Annotated in this window: 15 protein-coding genes; 11 read left to right on the top strand and 4 right to left on the bottom strand. The window is 68.8% G+C overall.

Annotation, left to right across the window (positions count from 1 at the left end; translation table 11 throughout):
- Positions 1-192 precede the first annotated feature (192 nt).
- The 7 genes from J2S75_RS05985 (at position 193) to J2S75_RS05955 (ending at position 8,958) form a co-directional block, all read left to right on the top strand.
- The gene (locus J2S75_RS05985; RefSeq protein ID WP_244379556.1) at positions 193-1,065 is read left to right on the top strand and encodes an ABC transporter permease subunit; all 873 of its coding nucleotides are present in this window, start codon (positions 193-195) and stop codon (positions 1,063-1,065) included.
- 20 nt (positions 1,066-1,085) lie between these two features.
- Complete coding sequence (locus tag J2S75_RS05980; protein WP_307018901.1) at positions 1,086-2,150, top strand: branched-chain amino acid ABC transporter permease; 1,065 nt, start codon at positions 1,086-1,088, stop codon at positions 2,148-2,150.
- Complete coding sequence (locus tag J2S75_RS05975; protein WP_307018900.1) at positions 2,150-2,896, top strand: ABC transporter ATP-binding protein; 747 nt, start codon at positions 2,150-2,152, stop codon at positions 2,894-2,896. Before J2S75_RS05980 ends, J2S75_RS05975 begins: the two co-directional genes overlap by 1 nt.
- The gene (locus tag J2S75_RS05970) at positions 2,889-3,602 is read left to right on the top strand and encodes an ABC transporter ATP-binding protein (protein WP_307018899.1); all 714 of its coding nucleotides are present in this window, start codon (positions 2,889-2,891) and stop codon (positions 3,600-3,602) included. The genes J2S75_RS05975 and J2S75_RS05970 overlap by 8 nt, the downstream gene beginning before the upstream one ends.
- 30 nt (positions 3,603-3,632) lie before the next feature.
- Entirely contained in the window at positions 3,633-4,625 is a 993-nt protein-coding gene (locus J2S75_RS05965) for an acetamidase/formamidase family protein (RefSeq protein ID WP_307018898.1), read from the top strand.
- A 137-nt stretch (positions 4,626-4,762) separates the two neighbouring features.
- On the top strand, positions 4,763-6,481 hold the full coding sequence (locus J2S75_RS05960) for a nitrilase-related carbon-nitrogen hydrolase (protein ID WP_307018897.1): 1,719 nt from the start codon (positions 4,763-4,765) through the stop codon (positions 6,479-6,481).
- A 107-nt stretch (positions 6,482-6,588) separates the two neighbouring features.
- Positions 6,589-8,958, top strand: a complete 2,370-nt coding sequence (locus J2S75_RS05955; protein WP_307018896.1) for a Tex family protein — start codon at positions 6,589-6,591, stop codon at positions 8,956-8,958.
- 12 nt (positions 8,959-8,970) lie between these two features.
- Here the strand turns inward: J2S75_RS05955 and J2S75_RS05950 are convergent, their stop codons facing one another.
- Positions 8,971-10,212: an ArsB/NhaD family transporter gene (locus tag J2S75_RS05950; RefSeq protein ID WP_307018895.1), complete on the bottom strand. Its 1,242-nt coding sequence runs from the start codon at positions 10,210-10,212 to the stop codon at positions 8,971-8,973.
- Positions 10,213-10,557: 345 nt separating this feature from the next.
- Here J2S75_RS05950 and J2S75_RS05945 point away from each other — a divergent pair, with 345 nt between their 5' ends.
- The 4 genes from J2S75_RS05945 (at position 10,558) to J2S75_RS05930 (ending at position 12,673) form a co-directional block, all read left to right on the top strand.
- The gene (locus tag J2S75_RS05945; protein ID WP_307018894.1) at positions 10,558-10,698 is read left to right on the top strand and encodes a hypothetical protein; all 141 of its coding nucleotides are present in this window, start codon (positions 10,558-10,560) and stop codon (positions 10,696-10,698) included.
- A gap of 71 nt (positions 10,699-10,769) precedes the next feature.
- Positions 10,770-10,946: a hypothetical protein gene (locus tag J2S75_RS05940; RefSeq protein WP_307018893.1), complete on the top strand. Its 177-nt coding sequence runs from the start codon at positions 10,770-10,772 to the stop codon at positions 10,944-10,946.
- Positions 10,947-11,056: 110 nt separating this feature from the next.
- Positions 11,057-11,215: a hypothetical protein gene (locus J2S75_RS05935; protein WP_307018892.1), complete on the top strand. Its 159-nt coding sequence runs from the start codon at positions 11,057-11,059 to the stop codon at positions 11,213-11,215.
- 201 nt (positions 11,216-11,416) lie between these two features.
- Complete coding sequence (locus J2S75_RS05930; protein WP_307018891.1) at positions 11,417-12,673, top strand: hypothetical protein; 1,257 nt, start codon at positions 11,417-11,419, stop codon at positions 12,671-12,673.
- Positions 12,674-12,691: 18 nt separating this feature from the next.
- Here J2S75_RS05930 and J2S75_RS05925 read toward each other — a convergent pair whose 3' ends face one another.
- The 3 genes from J2S75_RS05925 to J2S75_RS05915 form a co-directional block, all read right to left on the bottom strand.
- Complete coding sequence (locus J2S75_RS05925) at positions 12,692-13,420, bottom strand: GntR family transcriptional regulator (protein WP_307018890.1); 729 nt, start codon at positions 13,418-13,420, stop codon at positions 12,692-12,694.
- Between the two features lie 72 nt (positions 13,421-13,492).
- Positions 13,493-14,359 carry an efflux RND transporter periplasmic adaptor subunit gene (locus tag J2S75_RS05920; RefSeq protein WP_307018889.1) on the bottom strand — a complete coding sequence of 289 codons (867 nt, stop codon included), beginning with the start codon at positions 14,357-14,359 and terminating at the stop codon, positions 13,493-13,495.
- The gene (locus J2S75_RS05915) at positions 14,356-14,589 is read right to left on the bottom strand and encodes a DUF1656 domain-containing protein (RefSeq protein WP_307018888.1); all 234 of its coding nucleotides are present in this window, start codon (positions 14,587-14,589) and stop codon (positions 14,356-14,358) included. The genes J2S75_RS05920 and J2S75_RS05915 overlap by 4 nt, the downstream gene beginning before the upstream one ends.
- Position 14,590 lies beyond the last annotated feature (1 nt).

Genomic DNA, 14,590 nt, shown 5'->3' with positions numbered 1-14,590 from the left:
GCCCCCGAAGGCATCGCCCCGGCCCGACCCCCCAGCTTTGGCCGGGGCGATCGCCTTCTTCCCCGTGCGGTCATCGTCTCCCTCTCCCCGCCGGGGAAAGGGAATGAGAGAGTGGTCCCTCTCCCCGTCCGTACTTGTCTCTCGCCCACCGTTCCTCGATGCGACGAACTGAACCCAAAGGCCCCACCGCACATGGATGTCGGAACCCTCGCCTTCTCCGCGCTCTACCAGTTCGGCGACGCCTTCGCCTTTCTGGTTCTGTCCGCCTGCGGCCTCGCCGTCATCTTCGGCATGATGGGCGTGATCAATCTGGCGCATGGCGAATTCATCATGTGCGGCGCCTATGTCACCGTCTCCGCCGCCCATGCCGGCGTGCCGCTGCCGCTCGCCATTCTCATCGGCGCGCTGGTCTCGGCCGCCGTGGGCGCGCTGGTGGAGATCCTCATCATCCGCCATCTCTATGACCGCCCGCTCGATACCATCGTCGCCACCTGGGGCCTCAGCCTCATCTTCACCCAGGGCACGCTGATCGTGCTCGGCTCCACCATGGCCGGCGTCGGCACCCCCTTCGGCAGCTTCACCGTCGGCGACTACTCCTATTCGCTCTATCGCCTCGTGCTCTGCGGCATGGCGGTGCTGGTCATTGCCGGGCTCTACGCGCTGTTCAACTGGACGCGCTTCGGCGTCATGGCGCGCGCCACCATCCAGGTGCCGCACATGGCGGCCGCGCTCGGCATCGACACCCGCCTCGTCTACAGCCTCACCTTCGCGCTCGGCGCCGGCCTCGCCGGGCTGGCGGGCGGGCTTTACGCCCCGACCATGACGCTGGTGCCGACCATGGGCACCACCTTCATCATGGAAGCCTTCGTCACCGTGGTGGTCGGCGGCGCCGACGTGTTCCTCGGCACCGCCCCGGCGGCGGCCGTGCTCGCCGTGGTCAAGGCGACCATGACCTCCTGGTACGGCCAGCTCGCCGGGCAGATCGGCCTGCTGATCGCCGTCATCGTCGTCATCCGGGTGCTGCCGCGCGGCATTTCCGGCTTCCTTCTGCGCGAGCGCGCCTGACCCGGACACGAGACACAGCCATGAACGCGCTCTCCCGCTTCTTTTCCCGCCTCGAAGGCCCGCAGACGCTGGGCCGGGGCCCCGGCTTCTGGATCGGCTTCCTCGTCGTGCTGGCCGGCGCCTGCGCCTACCCGCTGTTCTCCGACGGCTATACCGTCGGCAACACCGTGTATTTCTTCACCTGGATCTTCATGGCGCTGGGCCTGTGCCTCATCTGGGGCTATGGCGGCGCGCTCAGCTTCGGCCAGACCGCCTTTTTCGGCATTGCCGGCTATAGCTATGGCATCCTCACCATCAATTTCGGCGCCGCCTATGGCTTCACCTTCGTGGCGCTGCTCATCGCCATCGGCATCGCCGCCCTGTTCGCGGCGCTGCTCGGCTATTTCCTGTTCTTCGGCCGCATCTCCGGCGTGTTCCTCGGCATCGTCACCCTCTCGGTGACGCTGGTTCTGGAGCGCTTCATGGCGCAGACGGCGGGCCCGGAATGGAAGATCGGCGCCGCCCGGCTCAACGGCTTCAACGGTATGAGCAACATGCCCCCGCTTACCGTGCCCTGGCCCGGCGGCGACATCGTGCTGTTCCCTGACGTGCAGCTCTATTACGTCGTGCTCGGCCTCTTGGTGCTGGTCTATCTCGGCCTGCGTATCCTGGTGAACTCGCCCTTCGGCAATGTGCTCGTCGCCATTCGCGAGAACCCGGAGCGGGCGGAGATGCTGGGCTACGACATCCGCAAATACCAGCTCGGCACCTTCGTCATCGGCGCCGCGCTCGCCGGCCTGTCGGGCGTGCTCTACACCAGCTGGGGCCAGTACATCACGCCCTCCTCCATGGGCATGACGGCCGCCGCGCTGCCCATCGTCTGGGTCGCGGTCGGCGGGCGCTCGGACCTCACCACCACGCTGGTCGGCACCCTCACCGTGCTCGCCGTGTTCCAGGCGCTCACCATCCATGGCAGCCAATATGCGCTTGTGGTGATGGGCATCATGCTGGTGCTCACCGTGCTGCTGGCGCCGCGCGGCCTCATCTATGCGCTGGCGCGGCTCATCGCCCGCCCCTTCACCAAGCGGCAGCCGGGAGACGCCTGATGCCGATGCTCCAGACGATAGGCCTCAACAAGCGCTTCGGCGGCCTGCATGTCACCAACAATGTCGACCTGACGCTGGAAGCCGGCGAGGTGCATTGCCTCATCGGGCCGAACGGCGCCGGCAAATCGACTCTGTTCCGGCTGATCCTCGGCGAGCATCTGCCGAGCAGCGGCGCCATCCTGTTCGGCGGCGAGGACATTACCGGCCTCAAGCCGTTCCAGCGCATCCGCCGCGGCATGAGCGTCAAATTCCAGGTGCCCGGCATCTTCAAGGCGCTGAGCGTGCGGCAGAATCTCGAAATCGCCATGCAGCACCATTACCCCCCGGCGGCGCTGGGCGAGGAGATCGACAGGCTGCTCGCCTTCCTCAACCTCACCGCCGATTCCACGCGCCTCGCCGGCAATCTCTCGCATGGACAGAAGCAGTGGCTGGAAATCGGCATGGCGGTCAGCCTCAAGCCGCGCCTGCTGCTGCTCGACGAGCCCACCGCCGGCATGTCGCCCGAGGAAACCTTTGCGACCGGCGAAATGGTCAAGCGGCTCAACGCCGAGGGCATGACCGTGCTGGCGGTGGAACATGACATGGCCTTCGTCCGCCAGGTCGCCCACAAGGTCACGGTGCTGCATCTCGGCCGCGTCTTCGCGCAGGGCTCGATCGACGAGATCGTCGCCAATGAGGATGTCGCCGCCATCTATCTCGGCCAGACCACGGCGCACGAAACCGCTCACGAGGCCGCCCATGCGTAAGGAAGTCATGCTGTCCACCCTCGGCCTGCGCGCGGGCTATGGCGGCAAGCCGGTGCTGCAGGGCCTCGATATCGAGGTGCGCCAGGGCGAGATCGTCGCGGTCATCGGCCGCAACGGCGTCGGCAAGTCGACGCTGATGAAAAGCCTCATCGGCCTTGTGCCGGCGATGGAAGGCTCCATCGTCTTCGGCGACCGGCCGGTGGAACACCTCTCCGCCTTCCGCCGGGCGCGGCTCGGCATCGGCTATGTGCCGCAGGGCCGCGACGTGTTTCCCCGCCTCACCGTGGGCGAGAACATCGCGGTCGGCGGCATGCGCGCGGGCCGCGTCAGCGAGGCCGACCGCGAGCGCGTGCTCGGCTATTTCCCCATCCTGCGCGAGCGCTGGAGCCAGCGTGCCGGCACCATGTCCGGCGGCCAGCAGCAGCAGCTCGCCATCGGCCGGGTGCTGGTGGCCAATCCGCAGCTCATCCTGCTCGACGAGCCCTCGGAAGGCATCCAGCCCAACATCGTGCAGGACATCGCCCGCATCATGGTGCAGCTCAACGCCGATACCGGCGTCACCGTCGTGCTGGTGGAGCAGAACATCGACATGATCCGGGCCATGGCCCAGCGCTGCTATGTCATGGACAAGGGCCGCGTGGTCGCCGAACTCACCCGCGAGGACCTCGCCGATGGCGAGGCGATGCGCCGCCATCTCGCCGTCTGATCGCACAGCCAGCCATTCAAGGAGAACATCATGTCCTGGCTCGAAAATTCCCTCATGGCTCGCAAAGGCCTCGCCAAGGGCCAGGCGGGCGCCACCCACTCCCTCACCGAGGCGGAGCAGGGCAAGTACCATTATGTCTACGGCCCCTATGTCGACCCGGTCCTGAAGGTCGATCCCGGCGCGGTGGTGGCGGCGGAAACGCATGACGCCTTCGAGGGCGCGATCAAGCACGAGACCGACAACCCGCTGGAAATCCTCAACTTCCCCTATCTCAACCCGCAGAACGGCCCGATCTACGTCAATGGCGCGGAAAAGGGCGACACGCTGGCGGTGTACATCAAATCCATCGTCCCGCGCGGGCCGCAGCCCGTGGGCACCACGCTCATCATGCCGGATTTCGGCGGGCTGGTGCCGACCAAGGACACGGCGATGCTGAACGCGCCGCTGCCGATCAAGGTGAAGAAGCTGCATGTCGATGCCGAAACCGGCACCAAGTGGAGCGACAAGATCACCCTGCCCTATCAGCCCTTCATCGGCACCATCGGCACCTCGCCGGAGATCGAGGCGATCACCTCGCTGCAGCCGGATTATTACGGCGGCAACATGGACCTGCCGGATGTCGGCGTCGGCGCGGTGATCTATCTGCCCGTCAACATTGCCGGCGGCCTGCTCTATCTCGGCGACTGCCACGCCACCCAGGGCGATGGCGAACTGTGCGGCGTGGCACTTGAGCACCCCACCGTCACCACCATCCAGATCGACCTGATCAAGGGCTGGACCATCCACACCCCGCGGCTGGAGACGGAAGAGTTCATCATGTCCATCGGCTCGACCCGGCCGATGGAGGATGCCACCCGCATGGCCTATCGCGATCTCATCCGCTGGATGGCGTCCGATTACGGCTTCGACGAGATCGAGGCCTATATGCTGCTCACCCAGTGCGGCCGCGTGCGGCTCGGCAACATGGTGGACCCCAAATACACGATGGGCGCCTCGATCCTGAAGTCCTACCTCACGGCCTGATCAAGGCCCCACCCTCATGGCCGGGCCAGCCCCGGCCATGAGCGCCTGACACCGTAACCGCCATCCGAGCGACATTCCCGGACCCGCCGCCGCAACCGGCCGGGCGCCGAACGCTCCCCCATGCCCGGAGACCTGCCATGACTGTCCCGCTGAAGGTCGCGACCGTCCAGTTCGAGCCGACCATGTTCGAGAAGGAGCGCAACATCGCCCGGCTGGAAGCGCTGGTCGGCAAGGCCGCCAGCGCGGGCGCGAAGCTCATCGTCACGCCGGAAATGGGCACGACCGGCTATTGCTGGTTCGACCGCACTGAAGTCGCCCCCTTCGTCGAGCCGATCCCCGGCCCGACCACGGAGCGTTTCGCCACCATCGCCCGCGCGCAGGACTGCTACATCGTCGTCGGCATGCCGGAGGTCGATGCCGCCACCAACCTCTATTACAATTCCGCCGTGCTCATCGGGCCGGAGGGCGTGGTCGGCACCCACCGCAAGACCCACCCCTATATCGCCGAGCCGAAATGGTCGGCGCCGGGGAATAGGGGCCATGCCGTGTTCGACACGCCCATCGGCCGCATCGCGCTTCTGGTGTGCATGGACATCCATTTCATCGAGACCGCGCGCCTCGTCGGCCTCGCCGGGGCGGACATCATCTGCCACATCTCCAACTGGCTGGCCGAGCGCGCCCCCGCGCCCTACTGGATCACGCGGGCGATGGAGAACAGCTGCTACCTCATCGAATCCAACCGCTGGGGTCTGGAGCGCACGGTGCAGTTCTCCGGCGGCAGCTGCGTCATCGGTCCGGACGGCGCCATCGAGGCGGTGATCGATACCGGCGACGGCGTCGCCTGCGTCGAGATCGATCTGGAGCGCGCCCGCGCCCGCCGCATGCTCGGCGAAGCCGTGTTCGAGCAGCGCCGGCCGGAGCTCTATATGGAGCTGCCGACCAACACCTTCACCTGGAACCCGCTCGACTTCTTCAGCCTGTACGGCCACCGCCCGCTGCCCAAGGGAAGGCGCTCGCAGGTCGCCGTGGCGCAGTTCGCGCCCACCGGCGACGCAAACGCCAATCTCGACCGCATCGAAGAACTCGCGACGGAGGCTCGCGCGGCGGGTGCGGAACTCGTCGTCTTCCCCGAGCGCGCCGTCACCGGCCTCGACGCCCCCGCGGCCGTGCCGCTCAGCGGCGAGGCGGTAGCCCGCCTCATCGCCATCGCCACCCGCCATGGCCTGCACCTCGCCGCCGGCCTCGCGGAGGATGACGACGGCACGCTGTACAATTCCGCCGTGCTCGTCGGCCCGCAGGGGGTGATCGGGCGCTACCGCAAGACTCATCTCGACGCCTCCGACCATAATTGGGCGACGCCGGGCGATGAGTGGGGGGTGTTCGACACCAAATTCGGCCGCATCGGCCTGCTCATCGGCCATGACGCCGCCTTCCCGGAAGCGGGCCGCGTGCTGGCGCTGCGCGGCTGCGACCTCGTGCTCTGCCCGGCGGCGCTGCGCGGAAACCTCACCTCCGCCCATGCCGGCACGGCAATTTCCCAGAACTACCCGATCCCCACCGGTGCCGATCCGCATCACTGGCACCTGATGCGGGCGCGGGCGGGCGAGAACAATGTCCATCTCGCCTTCGCCAATGTGCTGGACGAGAGCGCCGGCTATGGCGGCAAGAGCGGCGTGTTCGGGCCGGACACGTTCGAATTCCCGCGCCGCGAGGCGATTCTCGGTGCCGGCGAAGGGGTGGCGGTAGCGGAGATTGACACCAGCAATCTCGACACCCCCTACCCGACCAATGTGGTGCGGCGGAAGGATCTGGTGACGATGCGCCAGCCGCATCACTACCTCCCGCTCATCGGCTGAACACGGCGAGTTCATCCACAAGCCACGCCGCCGCCCGCGCGCGGCGTGGCCTTGCGGTCGGCGAGTGAATATTGTCGCGCCTCCCTTCACGCGATTCCGTAGCCCGCATGACCGACAGCCTCGCCACCACCACCGCCCGGCAGCTCGCGCAGAAAATCGCGCAAGAGATCGCAACGGAAATCGGTGCCCGCCCACAGCAGGCGGAAGCCGCCATCGCCCTGCTCGACGAGGGCGCGACCGTTCCCTTCATCGCGCGCTACCGCAAGGAAGTGACGGGCGGGCTGGACGACACGCAGCTGCGCCGGCTGGATGAGCGGCTGGTCTATCTGCGCGAGCTGGAATCCCGCCGCGCGGCGATCCTCGAGTCCATCCGCCAGCAGGAAAAGCTGACCCCGGAGCTGGAAGCCGCGCTCGCCGCCGCCACCACCAAGGCGGAGCTGGAGGACATCTATCTCCCCTTCAAGCCCAAGCGCCGCAACCGGGCGGAAATCGCCCGCGAGCGTGGCCTCGGGCCGCTGGCCGACGCCATCCTCGCCGACCGCGCATTGGTGCCGGCAGAGCTGGCGGCCGGCTATGTCACGGAGGAGGTGGCGGATGTGAAGGCGGCGCTGGAAGGCGCGCGCGACATCCTCTCCGAGCAGTTCGCGCAGAATGCCGAGCTGATCGGCCGGCTGCGGTCCTATCTCCACGCCAATGCCTTCCTGCGCGCCCGGCTGGTGGAGGGCAAGCAGGAGGAAGGCGCCAAGTTCTCCGACTATTTCGACCATGTGGAGCGCTGGTCCGGCGTGCCGAGCCACCGCGCGCTCGCCATGCTGCGCGGGCGCAACGAGGATGTGCTGGCGCTGGAGATCGAGGTCGACGCCGAGGATACCCGCCCGATCAAGCCGGTGGTGCGGATGATCGCCGAGGCCTATGCCATCGGCGAGAAGCTGCCCGGCGATGTCTGGCTGATGGAGATCGCCGGCTGGACCTGGCGGGTCAAGCTGTCGCTCCACCTCTCGCTCGATCTGATGACCGAGCTGCGGGCGCGGGCGGAGAAGGAGGCCATCGACGTTTTCGCGCGCAACCTGAAGGATTTGCTGCTCGCCGCCCCGGCCGGCTCGCGCACCACGATGGGGCTCGACCCCGGCATCCGCACCGGCGTCAAGGTCGCGGTCGTGGACGGCACCGGCAAGCTGCTGGCCACCTCCACCGTCTACCCGTTCCAGCCGAAGAACGATGTGCGCGGGACTCAAGGAGAACTCGCCCGGCTCATCCGCGCGCATAATGTCGATCTCATCGCCATCGGCAATGGCACCGGCAGCCGCGAGACCGAGAAGCTGGTGGCGGAACTCCTCGCCGCCCTGCCGCCTTCCGCGACCGGCTCGAAGCCGCTGAAAGTCGTGGTGTCGGAAGCCGGCGCCTCGGTCTATTCCGCCTCCGAACTGGCGGCGGCGGAATTCCCCGGCCTCGACGTGTCGCTGCGCGGCGCCGTCTCCATCGCCCGCCGGCTGCAGGACCCGCTGGCCGAACTCGTCAAAATCGACCCGAAGTCGATCGGCGTCGGCCAGTACCAGCACGATGTCGACCAGTACCACCTCGCCCGCGCGCTCGACGCGGTGGTGGAGGACGCGGTGAACGCGGTCGGCGTCGATCTCAACACCGCTTCCGCCTCGCTGCTGGCGCGCGTCTCGGGGCTGGGCTCCTCATTGGCCGAAGCCATCGTCGCCCATCGCGACGCCAATGGCCCCTTCGCCAGCCGCAAGCAGCTGAAAGACGTGCCGCGCCTCGGGCCGCGCACCTTCGAGCAATGCGCCGGCTTCCTGCGCATCCGCGATGGCGCTGAGCCGCTCGACGCCTCCGCCGTCCACCCCGAAGCCTATGGCGTGGCGCGCAAGATCGTTAGCGCCTGCGGGCGCGATCTGCGCAGCCTGATGGGCGACAGCGCCGCGCTGTCCGGGCTCAACCCCGCCGCCTTCGTCGATGAGCGCTTCGGCCTGCCGACCGTGCGCGACATCATCGCCGAATTGGACAAGCCCGGCCGCGACCCGCGACCCGCCTTCAAGACCGCCACCTTCGCCGACGGCATCGATGACATGAAGGATTTGAAGCCCGGTATGGAGCTGGAAGGCACCGTCACCAATGTCGCCGCCTTCGGCGCCTTTGTGGATATCGGCGTGCATCAGGACGGGCTGGTGCATGTCTCCCAGCTCGCCGACCGCTTCATCAAGGACGCACATGAGGTGGTGAAGGTCGGCGATGTGGTGAAGGTGCGGGTGCTGGAGATCGACATCAAGCGCAAGCGCATCTCGCTCTCCATGCGCCGCGATGCCGGGGCCGGCGGGGCGAAGCCCCAGGGCGAGCGTGGCCAGGGCGAGCGCGGCCCGCGCGATTCCTCCCCGCCCCCGCGCGGCCCCCGCCCGCCCGCGCGCGAGCCGCAAAAGGCGCCGCAGGGCGCGCTCGGCGCGGCGCTGATGGACGCGCTGAAGCGGCGCTAGGGCGGCGCGCGCTCAGGCGGCGATGAGGGCGATCCAGCCGGCCGCCATCGCCATGCAGGCGAGGCTGACCGGCACGCCGGCGCGGGCGAATTCGCCGAAGGAGATCTTCACCCCGCAGGCCGCCGCCTGTTCCACCACGATGATGCCGGCGAGGCTGCCGAAGACGATCAGGTTGCTGGAAAAGCCGGTGCCCAGCGCCAGCGCCGCGCCCAGCGCCTCGGCCTCGCCGCCGGGCGTGAGGAAGGGCACGAGCAGCATCACGGCGGGGCTGTTGCCGACGACATTGCTCAGCACCCCGCCCACGAGATAGAGCGCCAGCGGGTCGTCGAGATTGAGCCCGGTGGCGCGCAGCCCGCTCAGCAGTTCCTGCGGCAGGCCGGTGGCCGCCATCGCCGCATTGACCACGAACAGGCCCATGATCAGCAGCAGCAGGTCGCCATCGACCTGCGCCAGCAGATCGCGCGAGGCGATCTGCCGGTTGATCAGCAGCACCCCGGCGGCGCCGAGCGCGATCAGTTCGCGCGGCCAGTCGCTGAAGATGAAGGCCGCCACCACCACCGCCGTCACCAGCCCCGCCTTCGCCGTCTCCAGCCGGTCGAGCGTGACCGGCGGCGCCACCACCGGACCGGCCCGCGTCCCGCTCGCCTCCGGCAGCCTCCAGCGGCCGCGATAGATCAGGGCGACGATCCCCCATACCAGCGGCAGAGAGGCCAGCGCCGGCAGGCCGGCCACGGCGAGGAAGCCGGTGAAGGACAGGCCGAGCTGCTGGGCGGCGATCATGTTCTGCGGCGAGCCGATCAGCGTGCCGGCCGAGCCGGTATTGGCGGCGAAGCAGAAGGCGAGCAGGAACGGCACCGGGTTCAGCCCCCGCGCCAGGGTCAGCGAGACCAGGAGCGGCGTCATCGCCACCACCACCACATCATTGGTCAGCAGCGCCGAGAGACCGCCGCCGACGCCGACCAGCACCGCCAGCAGCACCGGCGCGCTCACCGGCAGCAGCGCCACGCGCTCGGCGGTCCAGCTGTAGAAGCCCGAGACGACAAAGGCGGAGGACACCACCATCAGCCCGAACAACATGCCGACGCTGGCATAGTCGATCGATTCCCACGCCGCCTTCGGGCTGATGCCGCCCGCCACCATGACCGCCAGCGCCCCGACCAGCGCGGCGCCGGTGCGGTCCACCATGAACCCCGGCAACTTGCCGAAGCCCATGGCGACATAGACGAGCAGGAAGATGAGGAGAGTGAGGGCCATGGCGGTCACGGTTCCCGGCGCGGCAGGGGACGCTCGCCGGGGAACGGCGACGTATCGACAGGCAGGCTTAGGCGGCCCGGCCCGCCGGAGCAAGCCTTGCCGACCCACCAGCCGTCAGAGGTCGCCCGGCGCGTTTGGCGCGACGAGCCGACTCACATAGGCCACCGCCATAAGCGGCACCTGCCAGGGCGCGCGCAGGATTCGCCTCCGCCTTCGCCGAACAACGCCTGCGCCGCCCGCAGCGTGCAGTGCCAGCGCGGAGACCTGGCGAAACGCTCCACTCTCCCCAGCTTCGCCGGATCGGCCGGCAACGGGTTGGGCAGGTCGCAACAGGCCTCGGTGACGGTGAGCAGGCGCCGTACCGACCTTTCCCATCCCGCCTGCTTCACCCGCGAGGCGCTGCGCCGGCTCGGCCGTGGCGCGGCCTGTTCGCTGCCGGTCCCCCTGGCCATCATGACCATCGACCGCGCCGCCGCCGTCAGTTGACGGAGCGGCACAAGCGGTGCATTTTTACCTCCGATCATTTAGACTGCGACTCCGCGGGTCAGGGGACAGGCATGGCGACGGATCGTCCACCGGAAACCGGGCAGCAATCGCCCGCCGCGTCCACCGCGCCGTCGGGTGCCGACGCGCGGCGGCGCGTCACGCTGGCGAAGCTGGGCCGCGCCGCCGCTTATACCGTTCCCGGGACGCTGGGCCTGATGAGGATGCCGCGCGCCGCCCGCGCGCGCTGAAGCCGGTCTCACTGCCTCACAGCCATGGGGCAAGTTCCTGACAATCCCCGACAATGACGCGCCGCACCACCGGCTGGCCCCGAAGGGCCGCCGGTGGGCCGGAGACCCGAATGTCCACCGAAAACACCCCCCGCCCGGCCGAAAGCCCCCCGGAACCGGCCGATGAGCGGCGCCGCGCCGCGCTGCGCAGACTCGGGAAGGCGGCGATCAACGCCGCGCCGGCGACGCCGAGCCTCCTGGCGATCCGCCGCGCCGCGGCCGACAGCTAGAGCCATTCCCGCAAAGCCTCTCGGCGGTTTGCGACCGGAAGTGCCGGACATCAGAGAGTTAGAACAGGTCCGGTGAAATCGAATTCACCAGGTCCGCTCTAGACAACAGCTTCACATCCCCGGACTGTCCGGCAAGGCCCGGCCCGGCGCGCGCCGCCCGCGCGGCGCACCTCCCGCTTCGAACTGGCGACCTTCCCTCCCATGATTCCTTCCGCCGAACCGCGCTTCTATTTCCGTGTGCTCGACGATGTGCTGTTCGTCTTCGACCAGCACCGCGAAATGGCGCACGCGCTGAACGCGCCGGCCGCGCGTCTGTTCCTCGCGCTTTCCGACAGCTTCCGGCCCGCCGCGGCCCTCGGCGCGGAGGCGGCGGTGCATGGCGCCGAGGATCTCGCGGCCTGCTTCGGCGCCTGGGAGGAACTCGGCTGGATCGAGCGCGACGGCACCGGCCAGGTGCGGCTGCGGCCCTCGCAAAGGGATGCGGCACCCGCGCTGGCCCGCCCGCCCAAGGCGGAAAGCCGCCCGGCGGAACTGCTGCAGCAACTCCAGGTCCGGTTGGCGGGCACCTCGGTGGTGCTGCGTCTGCTCGCCACCGGGCGCCGGGGCGGGGAAGCCACGCCGCCCGCCTGCCTCGCCATACGCCTCGCCACGGGCGACAGGCTGATGGGCTTCTTCAGCGGCTTTCTCGATCCCGACCCCATCCATCACACGCCGATCGCCACGATCGATATCATCGTCGTGGAGGAGGGCTTCGCCCTGCGCTGCGTCAGCGGCGGGGCGATCACCCGCCAGCTCTTCACCGAAGAGGCGTCGCAGGCGGTCGGCAAGTCGCATCTGTGGCTGCTCGATCTCGTCTATCGCGATCCGCCGCCTGCCGTCTTCGTCCACGCCGCCGTGCTGTCCACCGCCGATGGCGCGCTGATGATGGCGGGGGTCTCCGGCGCGGGAAAAAGCACGCTGTCGGCCTATCTGGTGGCGCAGGGCTGGCGTTTCGGCACAGATGATTCCCCGGCCATCGCCTTTTCCGGCGGCGAGGCGGTGGTACTGCCCTGCCCGGGGGCGATCAGTCTCAAGCCCGGCAGCCTTGACGCGCTGGCGCCGTTCTATCCCGGCCTCGCCGAGCGGCCGCGCGTCGGCAGCGGCGAGAAGCGCGGCTGCTATCTGCCGGTGCCGCTGGAGCAGCACATGCCGCCGCACGGCCCGGAAAACCGCCTCGCCTGCCTCGTCTTCCCCCGCTTCGAGCCGGGAGCATCGACGCGGGTCGAACCGATCGGGCCGGCACGCGCGCTGCTGGAGCTGATGGATGCCGAATTCGGCCTCGCCGAGCCCGCCGGCGCCGCCGAACTCGATGCCTTTTTCGACGCGCTGGAGCGCCTGCCGCGCTACGCCGTCACCTATGGCGACCTTGCGGACGTGGAAGCCGTGCTGCGCCGCCTGCTGGCCGGCGCGCCGGCCTGAGCCGCGCCGGCCGCGACTTCAGCCGGCGGCGCTCAGCCCGCCGGGCGCGCGCTCCCAATAGAACGTCTCCACCGCTTCGAGATGCGCGCGCATCGCCGCTTCCGCCGCGTCCGCATCATGGGCCGCGATCCCGTCATGGATGCGCTCGTGGTAGGCAAGGGCGAGTTCCTTCGCCTCCGCCACCTGCAGCGTCACCTTGCGCTGCTGCGACAGCCACTGCACCACCGCCTGATGCAGCCCGTTGAACAGCGGGTTCTGCGCCACCAGCACGATCTCATAATGAAAGGCGATGTCGGAAGCCTCGAACGCCGCGGTATCGCCGAGGTCGCGCCGGTTGCGGGCCAGCGCATCGCCGATGCGGGCGATGTCCGCCGGCCCCGCCTCGCGCGCGGCATGCCGGGTCAGGGCGAGTTCGAGATGCAGGCGCGCATTCTGAAAATGCGCCATGCCGGCCGGCTGGGCCAGATAGGCCCGTACCGAGGCCGAAAGCTCGTGGATGAAATGCTTGGGGTCCGGCCGCACCACCCGTGCCCGCTCGCCATTGGCGATCGACACCAGCCCGGCCTTCTGCAGCGACAGCAGCGCCTCGCGGATCGCCGGGCGGCCGACCTTGAACTGCTCCATCAGCTCACGCTCGGACGGCAGCGCATCACCCTCCCCCAACGTGCCGTCGAGCATCAGCTGCTGCAGGCGCTCGGCCACATCCTCATAGATGCGGCGGCGGCGGATCGGTTCGATATCCAGCACGGCGACTCCCCAAGTGGTATGAAAGGATCGCCGGCCGGGCCGCCCTGTCAACCGCAAGATGCGCGGGCGCGTTCAGCGCGTCTTGGGCAGAACGACGACGGTGGCGGTCAAGCCCGCCACCAGCCGCACTTCCGGCGGCAGCGGGCCGAGCTTGATCCGCACCGGAATGCGCTGGGCGAGGCGAATCCAGTCGAAATTCGGGTCCACCTGCGCCAGCAGCCCCTGGCCGGGATTGGCGATGGCGCGGCTCAGACCCTCCACCTCGCCGTCGATCACCACGCCGCCGGCCATCAGCTCCACCCGGGCGGGGTCGCCGTCGCGGATGGAGGGCAGCTTGGTTTCCATGAAATAGGCGTAGACATAGAAGGAATGGCTGTCGACCAGCGCCAGTATGGGCTCGCCAACCCGGGCGTAATCGCCGGCATCGACGTTGAAATTGGTGATGTAGCCATCGGTCGGGGCGCGCACGCGCGAGCGCTCAAGATTGATCTGCGCCGTGGTCAGCGCCGCCTGCGCGGCGTCGAGCTCGGCCTGCGCCTCGGCAGCGTTGGCGGCGGTGAGTTCCACCGTCTGCGCCGAGACCGCGTCGGGATCGGCCCGTTCCAGCCGGGCGTCGCGCTGCGCGGTGTCGCTGGCATAGCGCAGCGCCTGCTGCTTCAGTTCCACATCCGCCTGCGCCTGCCGCAGCGCGGCGGTGAAGCGCTGCTGGTCGATGACGAACAGGATTTCGCCCTTCTGGACGAACTGGTTGTCGCGGACATTAACGGAATCGACGAGGCCGGAGACATCGGGCGCGATCGCCACCACCTGCGCCAGCACCCGCGCGTCGCGGGTCCAGGGCGCGACGGTGTAGTAGAGCCACAGCCGCCAGCCGACGAAAACCGCCGCCGCGGTCGCCAGCAGGGTAACGCCCACGCGCAGGGCGGAGCCCATCTTCATCGCAGAACCTCCAACAGCGACGGCAGCAGCAGAACGAACATGCCGAACAGGATGATGTAGAGCGCCGCGTCGAACAGCGGCCGGTGCCAGACGAAGCGGTAGAACCCCGCCCGCGCCAGCCCCCAGCGCAGCAGCAGGTACGGCGCCAGCGCGACGAAGGCCCAGATCAGCACCGGCGGGAAATAGATGCCGAAGGCCTCGGGGGTGAAGAAGGGCCAGGTGGTGTGCATC

The organism is Ancylobacter polymorphus, assembly GCF_030813495.1.
Classification (GTDB): Bacteria; Pseudomonadota; Alphaproteobacteria; order Rhizobiales; family Xanthobacteraceae; genus Ancylobacter; species Ancylobacter polymorphus.
This window is presented reverse-complemented; position numbering and strand designations above follow the sequence as displayed.